Origin of the sequence: Geomonas subterranea, from assembly GCF_019063845.1 — a bacterium.
GTDB classification, from domain to species: domain Bacteria; phylum Desulfobacterota; class Desulfuromonadia; order Geobacterales; family Geobacteraceae; genus Geomonas; species Geomonas subterranea.
Genome location: NZ_CP077683.1, coordinates 1,777,649 through 1,796,140, shown reverse-complemented (window position 1 = coordinate 1,796,140; position 18,492 = coordinate 1,777,649). Strand labels below are relative to the sequence as shown.

The following is an 18,492-nucleotide window of genomic DNA, read 5'->3' as shown; positions in this document are numbered from 1 at the left end:
CAATTTGAGAAAATGCCTCATGTTTGCCATACTGCTGCGCGCAACGCGTAGCTGTTGCAAAGGTAGGATTGCGGAAAGGGTGGATGCTCTTTGTTTTCTGCCAGTTCGCGTATTCTAAGAAGGTGGGAGGTGCGCTATGGATGTTGGTGGCTATACGGTCGGTATTGCGGGAAGACTGTCGAATTTCACTCCGCGTGCATTTGTCTTGGATAATTTCGAGTGTGCATGCCTAGAAGGAGCCCTTCAGGCATTTAAGTTCGACGACCCTGAAATGCAAAGGCTGGTCTGCATGATGTCTGGCAAAGAAGCTAAGACTATTGGCCAGACAAGGAACGAAGCCTGGCAAAGCAGTCAAACACTGTGGTGGCAAGGCAAGTCTTATGATCGTTTGTCGCCGGAATATCAGCAACTACTTGACCGGTTATATGAGGCTGCCTTGTTGTCAGCTGATTTTGCCACGGATCTTTTGGCTACCGGTGAGGAAGTTCTGACTCACAGCATTGGCGAACACGACCCCAGGAAGACAGTTTTGACGGAGGAAGAGTTTTGTAGCCGTCTCATGGCGATTCGTTCCAGAATAAAAAAGCAATAGGGATGGCCCCCGCTTTCCCAGCCCAGCCCGTTTCCGGAGGGCAGATGGGTTTATGCATTTCTTCTGAGGTTACGGGGAACGCCGGTTTCAGGCGTTTCTCTGCGTATCCCGGCGCAGGATATCGGCGGTATGCTGGAGAAAGTGCTTGAAAGAGGAGAGCAATATGGGTATATCTAGTCGGCATTGAGCGTCGTGAGATGGGGGGGATTAAGACCTATCTCGAGAACCACCCATAATGACGGTTACAAGGCACTTACGGGGTTTCCTGTGGGTGCTTTTTTATGTTACGGCTGTGGAGAGTCGATGGAAATTGTAAAAAAGGAAATTGAACGGCTGGACAGGGTTCATGAGGCGATCGGGCGGTATGCGGTCGACCGCCTGCAGACCATCGCGAGGCACGAGGCGTACACGAAGGAACTGGAACAGCAGCGCCTGGCCTCGGTGGACTGGCGAGAGAAGAACGACCTGGCGGAAAAACTGATCGAGCACGGGCACCACTCTCCGCGCAAATACCTTCATGAATACGCCCAGCAGGCCTCACCCTACTTCGGCATTCTCGGCATCCACGACAACGACCGCCGGATCGGCAAGAAGGAGTACCTGATCGGAAACCAGACGCTCATGGACGGCCAGCGGGTGGTCATCATCGACTGGAGAAAGGCGGAGATCACCGGCCCCTTCTACGAGGGGTATGACATCGGCGAAGAATACGAGCTGACCATCAGAGGGGTGGAGAGGGAAGGGGTGATCACCCGCCGGGACAAGGTGGCCATCACCAGGAAGGCGCTCAACCGCATCGAAACTCCCTCCGAAACCTACGAACTGCGGGGCGGCGCGTGGCACAAGAACGGCGCAGCCGGCGAGTCGACCGCCGACACCAAGGAGCGGACCGAGGATCACCGGATGGTGGACTCGATAGCGGCGTTGATCTCCCCGGAGCAGTTCCGGGCCATCACCAAGCTCAGGGACGGCGTGGTCGTCATAAACGGCGCGGCCGGTGCGGGCAAGACTACCGTGGCGCTGCACAGGCTCTCGTTTCTCATGTTCGACGCACCGCAGAAGTATCGCCCGGAGCGGTGCATCGTGCTCATGTTCAACCGGGTCCTGAGGGACTATGTCAAGCAAAGCAGCGACACGCTTCTTGGCCCTGTCCGGGTCGATACCTACAGTGCCTGGTCCCTGACCGCCCTTGCCGCCCTCGGCGTGCATTCGCTGAGGACGGTCTTCGACGATCCCTTCGGGGCGCAGAAGAAAAGCAGCAGGGTCCCGGCCCTTCTCGCGAAGTACGTGAAGGAGACTACCAAGATTGAGCCGGTAGCCGACTTGTGGCGCTTTCTCATGCAGGACTATGTCGTCGCCGCCCTCTGCCTGGAGTCCGGCGATGAGTTCCAGCAGGTTGTTCAAAGGAAGTTCGCGGCAAAGGAGCGGGTGGTCTCCTTTTCCGATGTCAGCATCCTGCTCCGCCTGGCTCAGCTGCGGCGCCCGGCCGGCACCGTGGTCGTCGGGGCGCTCAACGCCTACGATCATATCGTCGTCGATGAAGCCCAGGATCTCTCCTCGCTCGAGCTGCGTACCATCGTGGCCGCCACCTCCGCGGCACGAAGCCTCACCATCTGCGCCGATGAAAAGCAGCAGATCCTGAGCTTCCTCGACTCCCAAGGGTTCTCCAGTGTCATGGCCCAGCTTCATTCGCAGGGACTCGAAAAGGAGAACCTGACGGTTTCCTACCGGTGTCCGAGAGAGATCGTAGATCTGGCCGCCCAGGTAAGCGGGCGGCAGGCAGACACCACAAAGGCCCACTCCGGTGTGGTCGACTTCCACCCCACGAAGACAGCTGCCGAATCGATGGTTAAGATCCGGGAAATCGTCGAGGCGCTGGTCCTTGCGGCGCCCGCCTCTCTTACCGGCGTCATCTGCAAAAAGAAGGCTGATGTCAAAGCACTGCACGCTGCCCTTGCCGGTGTACCCGGTCTGCACGCGGAGGGGGAGGTTTCCTTTTCACCCGGTGTCCAGGTCATCCATGCTCACGCCATCAAAGGCGTCGAGTTCTCCAACGTCATCCTCTACAACCCCAGTTCCTACGACTACCGCCAGACCGACCCCGACAGGAACCTCCTGTACGTCGCGATCACCCGTGCGTGCAAGACTCTGCATATCGTCCACCACCAACCGCTGGCGCAAGGGCTACGGTAAGGTCGTTTAGGCGCTCTGACCAACTTCCATTTGGGCACGAGACGTACCGAGAGTTCAGGTGGTATGCTGTTTAAGGCAAATGGAGCTCCATTTGGGCAAAGTGGTATGCCATTTAGGTCAAATGGAGTACCGGTTTGCGTCAGGCGGTATGCCGTTTAAGGTAAATGGAGCTCCATTTCGGTAAAGTGGTATGCCGTTTAAGGTAAATGGAGCTCCATTTGGGCAAAGTGGTATGCCATTTAGGTCAAATGGAGTACCGGTTTGCGTCAAGTGGTATGCCGTTTAAGGTAAATGGAGCTCCATTTGGGCAAAGTGGTATGCCGTTTAGGTCAAATGGAGTACCGGTTTACGTCAGGCGGTATGCCGTTTAAGATAAATGGAGCTCCATTTCGGCAAAGTGGTATGCCAATTAGGTCGGATGGAGTACCGGTTTACGTCAGGCGGTATGCCGTTTAAGATAAATGGAGCTCTATTTCGGCAAAGTGGTATGCCATTTAGATCAAATGGAGTTCCGGGTACCGTGAGACGGTATGCCGTTTGACCCAAATTGAGTTTTTACTTGCGGTGATGAGATCTGACCGGCTGAAACTTGACGTGGCTTTGTCTAAAAGAGAGTGGTGGGCGACGCTGGGGGAGCAGTTTCCTGGGGGGAAGGTGAAGCAAATGCCGGAAAGTAAACACGTTCCCTCGACCTGCTGTTGGTGCGCTGGCCGAGGGAACGATTTCAGTTCCACGGGATTGCGTGAGAGGAGGGGTTAATCCGTCGCAGGTGCCGGTGCTTTCTTCTTCCTGTTTACCTCTACCACCTGGACCCCAGCCTGTAACAGATCGGGAATGTCATCTTCCGTCGCTACAAGCTGCAGGTAAGCCACAACCTTTTTAAACTTCTCGATCAGCTCCTTGAAAGCGTTGTTGCGCAGGATGATCTGCACGCGATCGTAATTGATGGCGCTTTGGTACTTCTGATCCGCATTGATGATTGCCTCGTTCAAACTGGCCAACGATATCGCCTGATCTGGCGGGTTGCGGTACAAGCCAAGCCCACACAAGCCGTTATAATATCGTTTGCAGTTGGTGATCAAGGTCGCTGGTCTGCCGCTTAGATCGAACCTTAGACGTAGCATGGTCACCTCCAAGTTTGGATTAGAATCCGTTAATCACGTTCAGCGTGTCCACTATAACCAACCATTCCATTTCCGCAACACCTATCTCGATTAAAATCGAAGTGCCGACGTTCAAATGGGAAATGGTCGTACGGTGAGGCGGGAACAAGGGGACAATAAAAGGAGGCGGGGGAATGTCCCCCGCCTCCTCTTGGTTTTGCTGCTGGAGCCTCGTTACTTCGCCGGTCTGCTGGCGCCGGCACCGGTCGGATGAAACGGCCCGTAGGAAATCCGGTAGCTACTCCACTTTCGGCATCCTGAGAACTTCCTCCACTTCTCGGAATGCGATCAAAAGCCATAGTAGAAACGGCAACAACCAATGCATGAACATGTAATAGACCTGGGTATAGAAAGCTTGTGCCGCAGCCCCAGGTTTTTGAGCGTAGGGAAGAACTCCCCATAGATAAATCATGAGCCGGTCGATCAGGAGGTAGAGGAGAATTGCTCCGAAAATACCGGCGCACCTTTTCTTGACCGTCACATCGGGTGTTGCGAGAATGAGCACGAAAAAAAGTAGTATCGCTCGGCCCCCTGCGAAAGGAATAGTACGTGGGGTGGCGATTCCCGCTTGAAGGACGCCTTGGTAGATCCCCTCGAACCACCCGACGGCCGGCATTAAGAGCAGCGAGAACAGCAGGATCTTACCCAGAAACAGAATGACTCTCTTCATGCATTACCACCATCCTGATCCACAAAAGCCACATCGCGATGACGAGAACTACGAAAATGGTCTCCCACACGAAATCATGGAAAAAATGTGCTCGCCGTGGAAAAAGCTCCGTTAAAAAACCAAGGCTTACCAGCCTTGCCAGATTGGCTGCAATGATGAACGGGATGCCAGTGGCGAGGGCCATGACCTTGGCCTTTAGGGAAGCAGCATAGGCAAGCACGAATGAAGTGAAAAGGATCAACACATTCACCGCGGTGCATTCCTGGGTAACCAGCCAGGTGTCGTTTTTCAACATGATAGAGTAGCCGTTGACGGTGTTATGGATGTGAAACTGGTTCAAAAGGAAGGAGGTCGTATGGGTGGTAAATTCCCGCATGGGATCCGTTGCCTTCCAGACAGGCACCGAAAGCCACAGGAGAACATGCAGACCGGCCATATAGCCGGCGAAGAGCAGGCAGGTTTTTACCAGAGGCCGAACGGGGTGATGCGAAGCCCCTTCCGCGTTTTCCCAAGCTTTTGTCTTATGCACTCTTAGCTCTTTTCGTTGCAGGCAGGCTCGCCACAGCAGCTCCCTTCCTCATGCTGCCAGGACATAGTGCCTTGCTCAGATGTTAGACCAAGGGATACCACCAATCTGTGGTGGTAGGCTAGCAAAAAAGGCAGTAATGCTACGGTCTGCAGATAGGGTACGGCTAGAAGGGTTATTTGAGGCGGTAGAAGACGCGGCGGTCGGTTTTCAGGAGCTGTGCAGCGAGGGACTTGTTGTTATTGCAGCGGGTGAGAGTGAGATGCAAAGCCTTGCTGATGATTGCTTTAAGTGAGAAGTCTTCGGGCGGCAGGGTGAGGTGCAACTCGAAGGGCTGGTCATTGCCACCGCTCAAACGCATTTTCTTCTGCTCCCTCCTTGCCGTGGGATGCGCCGAGCTCAAAAACTCCAGGTGTGACGGGGGTATCTGTTCGTTACCCACGACGATGGCGGCCCGTTCCAGGGAATTCTTGAGCTCACGGACGTTCCCCGGCCAGTCGTACCCCAGGATATAATCCATGCCGCGTTTCGAGATTCCCGGCAAAGGCTTGCCCATCTCCATTCTCAGGCGGCTCAGGAACATCTCCACGAGCATGGGGATGTCTTCCTTGCGCTCCCGCAGTGGCGGTATGGTAATCGGGAAAATGTTAACGCGATGGAACAGATCGGAGCGAAACTTCCCCTGATCCACAAGCTGGTTGAGATTATGGTGGGTCGCAACAACGATGCGGAAATCGACCTTCACGTGCCGCGTCGATCCAACTGGGACATAGGTACGGCTCTCGATCACACGCAACAGTTTCACTTGCAGTTCAAGGGGCATGTCGCCGATCTCGTCGAGCAGGATGGTGCCCCCCTTCGCGAGACAGAACATCCCTTCACGGTCCCGGTCTGCCCCCGTGAATGCGCCGCGGACATGGCCAAACAACTCAGATTCAAGCAGGTTCGTAGGGATCCCGGCACAGTTCACAGCCACGAAAGGTCTGTCATCAAAACCGCCGGCGGCATGAATGGCCCGTGCCAGCACCTCTTTTCCGACACCGCTCTCACCGTACAAGGCAACAGTCGTCTGCGGGTAAGACGAAACCTGCCGAGCCATTTGCAGAACCGGGGTCATCTTGGGCGACTTGCTGACGATCTGCTGGAAAGAGGACGACGGGGGGGGGACGCCAGCCTGAACGCTGTGTGCTTCAGGAACATGACGGGATGCCAGGGAGGTATTGATGCTGTCTAACAAGTCGGTGTAGTTGAATGGCTTGGAGATGAAGTCGGCAGCCCCATGTCTAAGGGAACCTACGACGGACTTGGCGGAACTATGGGCAGAGAGGACTATGAAAGGAATGTGCGAGAATAGTCTCCGAGTCTGGGCAAGCACCTCCATACCATCCATGTCCGGCATCATGAGGTCAAGAATGACCAAGTCTATGTGGCTCTCCGCGAGGAGGTTGAGCGCCTGCATCCCTGTCTCAGCGAGAAGAGGTATGAATCCCCAGTCGTACAATGTGGCCTGCAGCAAAGAAAGCGTCACCCTGTCATCATCTACCACCAGTATGGTTTCATTTGACATAAGCTATTCCAGGCGCAGGATGTACATTGGACGTGAACGATCATGACAGATTATAGCTATGGTGATTTTATTTTCAGTAGACAATAAGCCGCATTTCGAAAATCCTGACTGGACATAGCAAAAATCTCCTAATCAGATCATCACACCTAAGGCTCGGGTCGATGAGAGGGATCCCGGAAGGGTCCGGACAATCCGTCTGGAGAACCAGGGGGGCGTGCGAAGGGGAGGCGTGGATGATCCCCGCCTCCCCTTCTTTGTGTGCTGCCGGACTTGCTACTTCGCGAGCTTGACCGGGAAGGGGCCGATTTTCTGCCCGGTAAGGGTGCTCTGGATGTAGACGTTATAGATGCCTGCGGAAAGCCCGGTGGTCTTCCAGTTGAACTGCCAGGTGTTGGTCAGGTTGTCGTACTGCAGACCGCTGGCGCCGGCATCGTCCAGGGTGATGGCGTCTTCGGCGGCGACGCCGCTGCTCACCTGGTAGATGGTAACGGCGGGCTGCGCACCGGCACTGGCGAGGACGGCGCCGGTGTTGTTGGTGAACTGCCACTTCAGCGGGATAGCGCTCTTGACCTTGTATGACTTGTTGGCGTCGTACGGTGCCAGCAGGCCGTTGAAGCCGTACTGTACGGTCACGTTGAAGTTGGCGCTGGCGCGGTTGCCATGGCTATCCTTGGCGCTGCAGGTTACGGTGCTGGTGCCGAGGGCGAAGCTGTAGCCGGAGCCGGGGGTGCAGAGCACCGGGACGTCGCCGTCGACGAGGTCGGTGGCGGTCGGCTCATAGGTCGCGGCCTGGCCGGTGATCAGGGTGAGCCCGCTCGGCACGCCTTTGAGTGCCGGAGGGGTGGTGTCCTGGACGGTGACGGACTGGGGCGCGGTGCCGGTGTTGCCTGCGGCGTCCTTGGCGGCCCAGGTGACCACGGTGGTGCCGACCGGGAAGACAGACGGCGCGTCACTGGTCAGACTGATGACCCCTACCGCGTCACTTGCGCTTGCGTTCCCGATGACGACGCTGGTGCTGGGGCCGGTTGCCTCAACGGTGACCGCCGCGGGAGGGGTCACCACCGGCGCGGTGGTATCCCGCACGGTGACCGACTGGGTGGCGTTGCCGACGTTGCCGGCGTCATCGCTCGCCGACCAGGTGACGATGGTGGCGCCCACCGGGTAGCTGGCCGGCGCGTTGCTGGTGATGGCCTTGACGCCGACCGCATCGGTGGCGCTGGCGGTCCCGATGGCGACCTCGGTGGTCGGACCGGTGGCTTCGGCGGTGACGGGTGCCGGGGGCGTTACCGCGGGAGCGGTGGTGTCCTGGACCTTGATCGAGAACTCTTTGCTGGCTCCGTTTTGGGCGGCGTCGGAAACGCTGCAGGTGACGGTCGAGGTACCCAGCGGGAAGGTCGCGCCCGAGGCGGGGGTGCAGGAGACGGCGAGGACCCCGTCGACGTTGTCGGTCGCGGTCGGCGCGGTGAAGGTGACTTCGGCGCCCGCCGCAGAGGTCGCTTCTGCTGTCAGGTTGCCGGGGCCGTCGCCGATCACAGGAGCGGTGACGTCGAGCACCTTCACGGTGCAGACTGCGTCCTGGGTGAGCTTGCCGTAGTCGGTCACCTGCAGCCTGAAGTCCATCTTGTTGTTGGGCGAGTCGAGACGGGGTGCAGTGAATTCCAGCCTGGCCGCCGTGGCCGGATCGTAGTCCGGGAGATCCGCGTTGGGCGTCCCCTGGAGCTGGATCCACGCGTAGGCGGCAAGGCCGTCGTCGCTGTCGGAGGAGCCGGAGCCGTCGAGGACGAGGGAGCCCCCTTCGTTGACGGTTTCCGGACAGGCGAGAACAGCCTTGGGCGGCTCGTTCACCCACTGCACGTTGACGATCTTGTCCGTGCTGCTGGAGAGGGTACCGTCGGAGACGGTCAGCCTGAAGCTCAGTGAAACGCCGTCGGGATACGGGACGTCGGCGGGGGCGGCGAATGTCGCCTTGGCGCCGTCGGCATGCAGCGTCACAGCGGGCCCGCTCAGTTGGGACCAGACATAGCTGAGCGGGTTCCCGTCGGGGTCGGAAGAGGCGCTGCCATCCAGCGTGACCAAGGGGGTCCCCTCGTAGACGACCTCAGGCGAAACGGTAGCCGCTGCCACGGGCGCCTGGTTGGTGGTGGCAACCTTCACAGTGGTGGTGAGGCTTTTGGTCTGGAGGGGAGAGCAGCCGCTGGCATCGAGCCTGAAGGTCAGAGTAGCCCCCGAGGGGCCGACTTCCGGCACGACGAAGGTCGGCTGGGCGGAGGTCGCCTCCTGCAGGGTGACTGCGGGGCCGCTGGTCTGCACCCACAAGTACTTGGTGGTGTCTTTCGACGACTGCCCGTTTAGCTTCACCACCGTGGGGTTGCCGCTGGGGTCCAGTTCTTTCACCGACTGATCCGCAGGTGATATCTGGGGGATGACATCGCAGCTCTGCCCCGCCATCGCGGGGGAGGCGAGCGCCACGAGGGCGATCGCTGACAGCAGTTCTCTCTTCATCTCCGGTTCCTCCTTGTGATGTGACGATACGTCATAGCAGTTGTCGTAACTAGGTCCGACCAGCGGGGGTGTCTCTCGCCGTGTCTACCAGGTGCCTCGTAATGGCTACGGCCACTCCGAACCGGTCGCATTCCGGCTCGACCCGGACCACGTCCGCCTCGCAGCGCAGCCTCACCATCTGACCCAGGTTCTGGTGCTCCAGCAGCATGACCAGTTCCAGGGTTTCCCCCAAACAGATCTGCTGATCGGTGAAAAAGTAGAGGCCGCAGGAGCTGAAATCGCGGGTGATCCCGGTTCCATGCTTTATTTCCAGAGGGATTTCCCCTTTAAAGCGGACCGAGTTTCTCTCAGCGAAGATTTTCATATGGCACATCCCACAGCCGCAGGGGGGGCGTCTGGTTATAGATGGTCTATTGATACGTCAAACCTGCAAGAAATTGAATATACTGCGGGGCATAATTATCTATAACTTTGGATATAGACGTGGCTCTGTCTGCCGGGGGAAGCGGAGGGATGCATGGCTGGTGAGGAGGAGCTATGAGTGGGGCGGCGGTGAAGAATGGATGGTGTTTAAAGTATATCTATGCTTTTATAGATTAAATGTTTGTGAGGCGATGCCGAAGAGGTCAACACACGCTGAGGGATGCGGGCTGCCGCTGGCGATGATTCACGGGGGAGCGGGTTGCCTCGCTGCGGATAATGGAACAGCCAATATCATCACAACTAGCTTTAATTTGTGGGGGTAATTGTCTACAGCAATTTATATGAAGATTTGCTATAAAAGCTTCCCATGTGGAGGGTATTAATGACTATTGAAGAAGCTTTTGGCATTGTGATCCGCAGGTTGAGAAGGGAGCGCAATCTATCCCAGGACAAGCTGTCCATGTCCAGCTGCCTGGACCGCAAGTTCATCTCCAATATCGAAGGAGGGAAGCAGCAGCCAAGCCTCGTTTCCATCTTCGCCCTCGCCAGTGCCCTCAACACTTCCGCGTCCAGCATCATCTACGAAACGGAATTCATCTTGAAGATCAACACGCCGGACCGGCTGCGTGCCGAGGGGTCCAGGATCGACTGGATCAGCAGCATGGAGATCATGATGAACAAGATCAACAACAGTTACCAGGGGTCGGAGACGATCCTGATCGTCGATGACGAAAGGCAGCTCCGCGAGATGCTGTCCGATTTCCTGGTTAGCTACGGGTACAAGGTGATCACGGCTGAAGACGGTCAGGACGCCCTCGAGAAGTACAAGGAGAACGGCCCGATTCACCTGGTGGTGCTGGACGTCGTCATGCCGCGCAAGGACGGCATCAGCTGCTTCAAGGAGATCAAGAAGGTCAACCCCGGCGCCAAGGCCGTCTTCATGAGCGGGTACCGCCCGGACCACCTGCATGCAAAGGAGGACTTCCACCTGATCCAGAAGCCGTTTTCACCGGTGGAGATGATCAAGGCGATCAGGAGCGCGTTGGAGTCGGACCCGGAGCCGATGTTCGATTGATCTCGGGGTACCATGCGCCAAGAGTTTCAAGGGAAGGGGAGTCCGTCATCGGGCTTCCCTTCCTGCGTTCAGGGGTGCTGGTAGAAAAGGCTGAGGAGCCAAGCGGTGGCCAGGGTCGATGAGAACCAGACCAGCGCCCGCGGCGTGATGTCCTTTGGGATATCGATGTAAGGGCGCTCCCCGCGCAGCGACTGGATCTTGTATTCGATGCTCTGCTTGCCATGGACGAACACCGCGATGGAGACCGGAAACCAGATGGCGCCGCTTATGGTGCAAAGGGCGCTTACCGGGCCGGTCAGGTACTCGCCGGTCGAGAGCATCAGGGCAAGGGTCATTCCGGATAGCAGTGCCGTAGTCTTGGTGGCGTACGGTATTCTCATGGCCAGGCCCCCTCATGGAGGTTATTGGGTGCCGACGAGGAGAGCAAAACACACAAGTGCACATTAGCAAGTTAAACCTGCTCCCGGGGTTGACATGGATGACGGCTTTGTGGTAGCAAAGGATAGCGTTGCGGCGCTAACCCGTCGATTCATAGGAGTTTATGTGAAAGATAAAATGTTGTGCCGCCGGATGTTCCTCAAGTCCTCCGCCTTCTTCGCCGCCACCGTTTTGGGCGCCAGATCGGCATTGGCCAAGTTCATGGAAGGGGGCGGGGCGCCCGAGGGGAAGCTCTCTCTTTACAACGTCAACTGCAGGGAAAGGCTCACCGTCACCTACCGCAACAGCCTCGGCGAATACTGCGACGACGCCCTCCAGGCTCTCAACTGGATCTTCCGCTGCCACCACACCAACGAAACCACCGCCATGGACCTCCGCGTGCTCGAGTACCTGAACCGGCTGGACAACAGCCTGGGCGGGGGGAACGAGATCCACATAATCTCCGGCTACCGCTCTCCGGAATACAACGCCCGGTTGCGCAGCACCTCCAAAGGGGTGGCCAAGGACAGCCTGCACATGAAGGGGATGGCCATAGATCTCGCCATACCGACCATCCGTCTCGACACGATCAGGCGCACCGCCATGGCCCTCGCCGCCGGAGGGGTAGGGTACTACCCCCAGTCGGGCTTCGTGCACATCGACTCCGGGTTCTTCAGGACCTGGTAGAGCGGTTCGCCCAGGGCAGGCCGAGCCCCCGCCGCTCCCTAAGAAAAGGCCGATGCCGCAAGCCACGCGCTCCTGTATCTGAGGAACCCCGAGGAGGAGACGAACCTTTCCGGATAGTGTGGACTGAGGGTGATTATACGGGGGAGGAGAGGGGGCGCACCCGTGGCCGGGGGCTCAGCCGAACAGCCTGGCCTGGAGCAGATACACGCCGATGCCGCCGAAGTAGCCAAGCAGGGCGAGGCCGCTGATCCGCTTCACGTACCAGAAGAAATGTAACTTCTCCAACCCCATGGCTGCGACTCCCGCAGCCGAGCCGATCACCAGGATCGAGCCGCCCGTCCCCGCGCAGTACGCCATGAACTCCCAGAGAAAGCTGTCCGCCGGGTGCTGTGCCAGGTTGTACATCCCCATGCTGGCAGCCACCAGCGGTACGTTGTCGACGATCGCGCTCACCAGCCCAATAAGGGTCACGATAAGGTCCAGGCGCCCAACGGTCCGGTCCAACCAGGCGGCAATGGAAGCAAGGATGTGGGTGTGCTCCAGGGTAGCCACCGCCAGCAGTATCCCGATGAAGAAGACGATGGAACTCATGTCGATCTTCTCCAGAGCGTGGGCGAGGGTGAAGTGCCGCCTGTCCATCTCCTCCTTGTTGCGGTGCACCAGGTCCCCGGCGAGCCAGAGAACGCCCAGCCCCAGCAGGATCCCCATGAAGGGGGGGAGGTGGGTGATGGTCTTGAACACCGGCACGCTCACCAGGATGCCGATGCCGAGGAAGAACATGAGGTTCCGCTCGAAGAGGGTGGTCTGGGGGATGTCGCCGTTCTCCAGGCGCACCGGAGCCACGACCTCGCGCCCCTTGAGCTGGTAGGCGACCACGGCCAGCGGCAGCAGGAGGTTCACCAGGGAGGGAGCGAGCACGCCTTTCATGATCTGCAGCGTGGTGATCTGCCCGCCGATCCAGAGCATGGTGGTGGTCACGTCGCCGATGGGGGTCCAGGCGCCGCCGGCATTGGCAGCGATGACGATGAGGCCGGCAAAGAAGAGCCGGTCTTCATGGCGGTCGAGGAGCTTCTTCATCAGCGAAATCATCACGATGGTCGTGGTGAGGTTGTCAAGGACGGAGCTCAGGAAGAACGTAACGAATCCGACCAGCCACATAAGCGAGGAGAGCTTGCTGGTCTTGATGTGGGTGGTGATCACCTCGAAGCCGTTATGGGCGTCGACGACTTCCACTATGGTCATGGCCCCGATCAGAAAAAAGACGATCTGTGCCGTCGCGGCCAGCGATTCGTTCAGTTGATCCACGACCAAGTGGCTGTCGGGACCCAAGAGTGCATACACGGACCAGAGCAGCCCGGCCCCAAGGAGCGCCGAGGAGGACTTGTTGATCCTGATGGGGTGCTCAAGGGCGATGGCGGCATAGGCGACCAGGAAAATTGCTACGAGCAGTGGAGTCATGGGCGTGTCTTCCTCGATGTAGCGCTAAAGGGAACCTGGCATTGATACCGCAAGTCAGCGAGAGGGTAAAGGTTTTTCGGCGCTGACGCCGGGCCGGGGTTGACAAAAGGGCCTGTCCGACTGGACAGGCCCTTTTGTCGTTGTTGCCGCTGTATGGCCGCTTTAGTAGCCGAGCGCCCGTGGCAGCCACAGCGAGATGATCGGCACGTAGGTGACGAGCAGCATGAAGCCGAGCATGGCCAGGAGCCAGGGCCAGACGGCGACCGTGAGCTCCGATATCCCCATCTTGGTGATGCCGCTGGCGACGTAGAGGTTTAGTCCCACCGGCGGGTGGCACATGCCTACTTCCATGTTCACCGTGATCAGCACGCCGAAGTGAACCGGGTCGATGCCGAGCTTCATGGCGACCGGGTACAGGATCGGGGCGAGGATCAGGATGATGGAGGATGGCTCCATCACGTTGCCGGCCAGGAGCAGGAGCACGTTGGTTACCAAAAGGAAGGATACCACGCCCAGGTTGTGGCCGAGAATCCAGTCGGCCATGAGCTGCGGGATGTTCTCGTGCGTCATCAGGAAGGAGAAGAGCACGGCGTTGGTGATGATGTACAAAAGCATCGCCGACATGCTGGCGGAATCGAGCAGCACCTTCGGGACCTTCTTGAAGGGGACGTCGCGGTAGACGAAGACGGCGATGACGAAGGCGTAGACGGCGCTCATGGCGGCGGCCTCGGTCGGGGTGAACAGGCCGGAGTAAATGCCCCCGAGGACGATGACTATGAGGAACAGGCCCCATATGCTGTCCCGGAACGCCTTGGCCCGCTCGCCCCAGGTTGCCTTCTTCATGCGGGGGAGGTTCCCCTGCTTGGCCCGCCACCATGCGACCAGGCCGAGCAGCGAAGCGAGCATGAGACCCGGGATGACCCCGCCCATGAAGAGTGCGCCGACCGAGGAGTTGGTGGCGACGCAGTAGACCACCATCGGGATGGAAGGGGGGATCAGGATCCCCAGTGACCCCGACGTGGTGATGACCCCGGCGCCGAAGCGTTTGGGATAGCCGGCGCGCACCATGGCAGGCATCATGATGGAGCCGATGGCGACGACGGTAGCCGGGCTCGAGCCGGAGACCGCCGCGAAGAGGGCGCAGGCCATGACGCCGGCGAGCGCGAGGCCGCCGTGCCAGTGGCCGACCATGGAGGTGGCGAAGTTGATCATCCTCTTGGCGACGCCGCCGTGGGTCAGGAAGTTGCCGGCGAGGATGAAGAACGGGATCGCCATGATCTCGAACTTCTCTATGCCGGTGAAGAGCTTCATCGCCACCGCTTCGGTCGGCACCTCCGAGAAGAAGAAGAGGAAGGTGAGGACGGTGAGCCCCAGGGCGATGGAGATGGGCATGCCGGTCAGCATGAGCGCCAGCAGGAGCGCGAAGACGATGCCCGTGCTGCCGAGGGTGGCTATCGCTCCAAGGATCACGGCGATGACCAACAGCCAGGTCGCCGCCTTTTTCTTGGAAAACTGTTCCCAGCCAGCTACTGCAGTACTCATTTCACACCCCCCTGCGCATCCTTGTGGTTGAACTTGTGCTGCTCGTACTCCTCCAGGGCCTCGGTGGAATCGAGCGTGCCGATCTCGTCGATGCCGTCGACGTGGGTGTGGTCGTGGCGCGGCAGTTCCCCGGTGCGCAGGAAGGCGAAGCCGACCTGGAGGAAGCGGAAGCACATGAGGTATGACCCGAGCGGAACGGCCGAATAGATGATCCAGGTCGGCCACTCGAGGTCAGGGGTGATCGGTCCTTCGATAAGTTCCGCCACGTTCATGCCGAGCTTGTTGAAGACGGCGTAGTGCATGCCGTTCTCCCAGACGAACTTGGCGCCCAGCGTGCCGATCAGGCCGGTGAAGAGTGCGCCCCCCAGGATGGCGAGGACCACGGTCACCTTGCGCCAGGAATCGGGGAGGCGGGTGACGAGGACGTCGACGCCGACGTGGATGCCGCTTCTGACGCCGTAGGCGGCGCCGAACTTGGCCATCCAGACGAACATGTAGATGCAGAGTTCCTGCGCCCAACTCATGTTAATGGTCAGCAGCCAGTCCTGCAGTGCCGGGATGGGCAGGCCGGACAGATAGCGATGGCCGACGGCCAGGGCGATGATCACCGTGGCGGCGGCGATGAGGAAGGTGATGATTATTTCCTCAAGATGGTCAAGATACTTCATCATGATGGGCTTCTCCTGGAACTCGTTTAAACGGCCGCCGCGCGTGCGCGGCGGCCGGGACGCACAGGTAAGTCGAGGTTAGTTGGCGTTGTAGCCGGTGGCCGCGTAGACTTCCTTGACGATGTCGGCGCCGATGCGACCCATGTTATCCTTGTGGGCCTTGTCCATCGCCTTCTTCCAGGCGGTGCGCTCCTGCGGGGTCAGGGAAATCAGCTGGCTGCGGCCGGACTTCTTGACGGCGGCAAGGGCCTCGTCGTTGTCCTTCTTGGCGACGTCGTTGGCGTACTTGGTGGCGTCCTTCATGCACCCTTCCAGGATGGTGCGGATGTCGGCCGGCAGCCCCTGCCAGAACTTCTTGTTCACGATGCACGCGTAGCCGAGGTAGCCGTGGTCGGAGAGGGTGACGTATTTCTGCACCTCGTGCATCTTCTGGGTGTAGAGGTTGGAGGGGGGATTCTCCGTGCCGTCGACGACGCCGGTCTGCAGCGCCTGGTACACCTCGGAGAAGGCGAGCACCTGCGGGATGGCCCCGACCGAGCGCATCTCGGAATCGAGCACCTTGGAGGACTGGATGCGCATCTTCTGGCCCCTGAAGTCGGCGACGTTCTTAATCGGCTTGTTGGCGCTCATGACCTTGAAGCCGTTGTCCCAGTAGGCGAGGCCGAGGATCCCTTTGGGCTCAAGTTTCTTCAGGAGTTTGGCGCCAACAGGCCCTTGGGTAACCTTGTGCAGTTCCTGGTAGTTGTCGAAGATGAAGGGGAGGTCGAAGACCTCGAACTCTTTGACGCCCAGCGGTGCGAACTTGGCGAGGGATGGCGCCAGCATCTGCACCGCGCCCAGCTGCAGCGCCTCCATCTCTTCCTTGTCCTTGTAGAGCTGGCTGTTCGGGTAGACCTCGACCTTGACGCGCCCCTTGGTGCGCTCCTCGGCCAGTTTCTTGAAGTAGTCGGCAGCCTGCCCCTTGGGGGTGTGCTGCGCGACGACGTGGCTGAACTTGATCACGATGGGTGCGGGTGCAGCAAATGCGGCCATCGGCAGGGCAAGGGCTGCGGCCATGACCAGACTTTTCAAACAGGCTTTCAGGTTCATACGGTACTCCTCCTTGAGTTGGTTGCTGCGGTTGTAAGTGATGTTTAATTAGCTGTTGCGCTCTGTGCTGCCGCGGCGTTAGGGTGCGCGCGTTTACGATACATTGTTCTGTTGCAACAGCGGTGCCACGTGTTCGCTCGCGCAAGTTGCCGTTTTGCCGTTTGGTGCTGTTGCAGAATAATGGTTGAAACATTCTGCGGTGGCTGAAATTCGCCACCGCGCTGGCGGATATCTGCCAGCGGAAGGGGCGAGGCGAAGATTAGAAGGAGGTTCGAAGGCAAACGGCACCGCGGTGAGGCCATTGGGGGGAGCTAATTGGGGCGGTTTTTGAGGGGGCACAGGGGGTGACGTAGCATTCCTTGTTGTATTTTGAGGGGGCAGTGATGGGAGTGATGGGAGTGATGGGAGTGATGGGAGTGATGGGAGTGATGGGCGGCGCGAGAAGAGAGGGGCGAGAGTGGCGACTGCCGCCGGGGGGCGGCGATCGCCAACGGACACGGATTTCTAGAGGCCGTACTTGTCCATCTTGTAGCGCAGTGTGCCGCGCGGGATCTTGAGGTTCGCGGCCGTCTGCAGCACGTTCCCTCCGCTCTTTTGCAGCGCCTGTTCGATGAGCGACTTCTCGATGCTGCAGATCGCCTCTTCCAGCCCCAGCCCATCCGGGACCGCTATGGCGCCGGCCCCGCCGGGTGCGGGCGCGTCGCCGCTGCCGCTCCTGATCTCCAACGGCAGATGCTCAGGCAGGAGGGTGGGGCCGCTGCGCATGATGCAAATGCGCTCGATCACATTCCTGAGCTCCCTCACGTTGCCGGGCCAGGCGTACTGCGCCATGAGCCGTTGGGCTTCGGGTGACACGTCACGGAACTGGCGCCCGAAGGAACGGCTGAAGTCGTCCAGGAAGTAACTGGCGAGTGCCGCGATGTCGGCGGTCCGTTCCCGCAAGGGGGGGATGTGGATCGGGAACACGTTCAGACGGTAGAAGAGGTCCTCCCGGAAGCTCTTCTCGGCGATGCGCTGCATGAGGTCCCGATTCGTTGCCGCGACCACGCGGACGTCGATGTCGATGTCCTTGACCGCACCGACCCTGCGGATGCTCTTCTCCTGCAGCACCCGCAACAGTTTCGCCTGCATGGCCATATCCATCTCCCCGATCTCGTCGAGGAAGATGGTGCCGTGGTGGGCTTCTTCGAAGAGGCCCTTCTTTCTCGCGCCGGCCCCGGTGAAGGACCCTTTCTCGTGTCCGAATAGTTCGCTTTCCAGGAGGGTGGCGGGAATGGAGGCGCAGTTGATGGCGACGAAGGAGGCGTCTTTACGGTCGGAGAGGTCGTGGATGGCGCGGGCCACGAGTTCCTTGCCTGTGCCGGACTCGCCGGTTATCAGCACCGTCGACGACATGCGCGCGATCTCGCGCACCTGGGCCACCACCTCGTTGAAGGCCTCGCTTTTGCCGATGATGGGGGAGGAGCCCGGCAGCGAACCGTCGCCGCGCCTCAGCTTTCTCACCTCCCGCTTCAGGGTCTGCGTCTTCAGGGCGAGCTTCACGATGAGCCGGAGCGCGTCGGCCTTGAACGGTTTTTTCATGTAGTGGAAGGCGCCTAGCTTGAGGGATTCCACCGCGGTTTCCACCGAGCCGTAGCCGGTGATGATGATCACCAGGAGCTCCGGGTCGATCTCCTTCAGGCTTTTCAGCACGTCGATGCCGTCCTCGGTGCCGAGGTTCAGGTCCAGAAGGGCGAGGTCGATCTCCTCTGCTGAGACCACGTCGCGGGCCTGCTGTCCCGAGCTGGCGGCCAGGACATCGAACCCCTCACTGGAGAGGATGCGCTGCACGTTTTCGCAGATGAAGGACTCGTCGTCTATGATCAGTATCTTTTCCATGGGTTCCTTTATATCGTGACCACTGTGACGTTACGCACATCC

Annotated in this window: 16 protein-coding genes; 4 read left to right on the top strand and 12 right to left on the bottom strand. The window is 59.2% G+C overall.

Features of this window, described 5'->3' with window-relative positions:
- The first annotated feature begins 136 nt into the window (after window positions 1–136).
- Complete coding sequence (locus KP001_RS07730) at window positions 137–592, top strand: NADAR family protein (RefSeq protein WP_217288954.1); 456 nt, start codon at window positions 137–139, stop codon at window positions 590–592.
- A 303-nt stretch (window positions 593–895) separates the two neighbouring features.
- Complete coding sequence (locus KP001_RS07725; RefSeq protein ID WP_217288953.1) at window positions 896–2,785, top strand: UvrD-helicase domain-containing protein; 1,890 nt, start codon at window positions 896–898, stop codon at window positions 2,783–2,785.
- A gap of 755 nt (window positions 2,786–3,540) precedes the next feature.
- On the opposite strand, the gene KP001_RS07720 is transcribed toward KP001_RS07725, so the two are convergent.
- The 6 genes from KP001_RS07720 to KP001_RS07695 all read right to left on the bottom strand — a co-directional run bounded on the left by KP001_RS07720 (window position 3,541) and on the right by KP001_RS07695 (window position 9,577).
- Window positions 3,541–3,909 carry a hypothetical protein gene (locus KP001_RS07720; RefSeq protein ID WP_217288952.1) on the bottom strand — a complete coding sequence of 123 codons (369 nt, stop codon included), beginning with the start codon at window positions 3,907–3,909 and terminating at the stop codon, window positions 3,541–3,543.
- Between the two features lie 277 nt (window positions 3,910–4,186).
- A complete protein-coding gene (locus KP001_RS07715; RefSeq protein WP_217288951.1) occupies window positions 4,187–4,618 on the bottom strand; it encodes a hypothetical protein in 432 nt (143 codons plus the stop codon).
- Window positions 4,590–5,147 (bottom strand): archaeosortase/exosortase family protein, encoded by a 558-nt coding sequence (locus KP001_RS07710; RefSeq protein ID WP_217288950.1) that lies wholly within the window; start codon window positions 5,145–5,147, stop codon window positions 4,590–4,592. The genes KP001_RS07715 and KP001_RS07710 overlap by 29 nt, the downstream gene beginning before the upstream one ends.
- A 172-nt stretch (window positions 5,148–5,319) precedes the next feature.
- Entirely contained in the window at window positions 5,320–6,711 is a 1,392-nt protein-coding gene (locus KP001_RS07705) for a sigma-54-dependent transcriptional regulator (RefSeq protein ID WP_217288949.1), read from the bottom strand.
- A gap of 273 nt (window positions 6,712–6,984) precedes the next feature.
- The gene (locus KP001_RS07700; RefSeq protein WP_217288948.1) at window positions 6,985–9,213 is read right to left on the bottom strand and encodes an HYR domain-containing protein; all 2,229 of its coding nucleotides are present in this window, start codon (window positions 9,211–9,213) and stop codon (window positions 6,985–6,987) included.
- 49 nt (window positions 9,214–9,262) lie between these two features.
- Window positions 9,263–9,577 carry a PilZ domain-containing protein gene (locus KP001_RS07695; RefSeq protein ID WP_217288947.1) on the bottom strand — a complete coding sequence of 105 codons (315 nt, stop codon included), beginning with the start codon at window positions 9,575–9,577 and terminating at the stop codon, window positions 9,263–9,265.
- Between the two features lie 441 nt (window positions 9,578–10,018).
- Between KP001_RS07695 and KP001_RS07690 the strand changes: the two genes are divergently transcribed.
- On the top strand, window positions 10,019–10,711 hold the full coding sequence (locus KP001_RS07690; RefSeq protein ID WP_217288946.1) for a response regulator: 693 nt from the start codon (window positions 10,019–10,021) through the stop codon (window positions 10,709–10,711).
- Window positions 10,712–10,779: 68 nt separating this feature from the next.
- Here the strand turns inward: KP001_RS07690 and KP001_RS07685 are convergent, their stop codons facing one another.
- Window positions 10,780–11,091 carry a hypothetical protein gene (locus KP001_RS07685; protein WP_217288945.1) on the bottom strand — a complete coding sequence of 104 codons (312 nt, stop codon included), beginning with the start codon at window positions 11,089–11,091 and terminating at the stop codon, window positions 10,780–10,782.
- A gap of 163 nt (window positions 11,092–11,254) precedes the next feature.
- Here KP001_RS07685 and KP001_RS07680 point away from each other — a divergent pair, with 163 nt between their 5' ends.
- Window positions 11,255–11,815 carry a YcbK family protein gene (locus tag KP001_RS07680; RefSeq protein WP_217288944.1) on the top strand — a complete coding sequence of 187 codons (561 nt, stop codon included), beginning with the start codon at window positions 11,255–11,257 and terminating at the stop codon, window positions 11,813–11,815.
- A gap of 174 nt (window positions 11,816–11,989) precedes the next feature.
- Here KP001_RS07680 and nhaD read toward each other — a convergent pair whose 3' ends face one another.
- From nhaD to KP001_RS07655, 5 genes are all read right to left on the bottom strand, one after another.
- A complete protein-coding gene (gene nhaD / locus KP001_RS07675; protein ID WP_217288943.1) occupies window positions 11,990–13,273 on the bottom strand; it encodes a sodium:proton antiporter NhaD in 1,284 nt (427 codons plus the stop codon).
- Between the two features lie 162 nt (window positions 13,274–13,435).
- Complete coding sequence (locus KP001_RS07670; RefSeq protein ID WP_217288942.1) at window positions 13,436–14,815, bottom strand: TRAP transporter large permease; 1,380 nt, start codon at window positions 14,813–14,815, stop codon at window positions 13,436–13,438.
- Window positions 14,812–15,486 (bottom strand): TRAP transporter small permease, encoded by a 675-nt coding sequence (locus KP001_RS07665; RefSeq protein ID WP_217288941.1) that lies wholly within the window; start codon window positions 15,484–15,486, stop codon window positions 14,812–14,814. The genes KP001_RS07670 and KP001_RS07665 overlap by 4 nt, the downstream gene beginning before the upstream one ends.
- Window positions 15,487–15,561: 75 nt before the next feature.
- The gene (locus KP001_RS07660) at window positions 15,562–16,572 is read right to left on the bottom strand and encodes a TRAP transporter substrate-binding protein (RefSeq protein WP_217288940.1); all 1,011 of its coding nucleotides are present in this window, start codon (window positions 16,570–16,572) and stop codon (window positions 15,562–15,564) included.
- A 504-nt stretch (window positions 16,573–17,076) separates the two neighbouring features.
- The gene (locus tag KP001_RS07655; RefSeq protein WP_217288939.1) at window positions 17,077–18,450 is read right to left on the bottom strand and encodes a sigma-54-dependent transcriptional regulator; all 1,374 of its coding nucleotides are present in this window, start codon (window positions 18,448–18,450) and stop codon (window positions 17,077–17,079) included.
- Window positions 18,451–18,492: the final 42 nt, after the last annotated feature.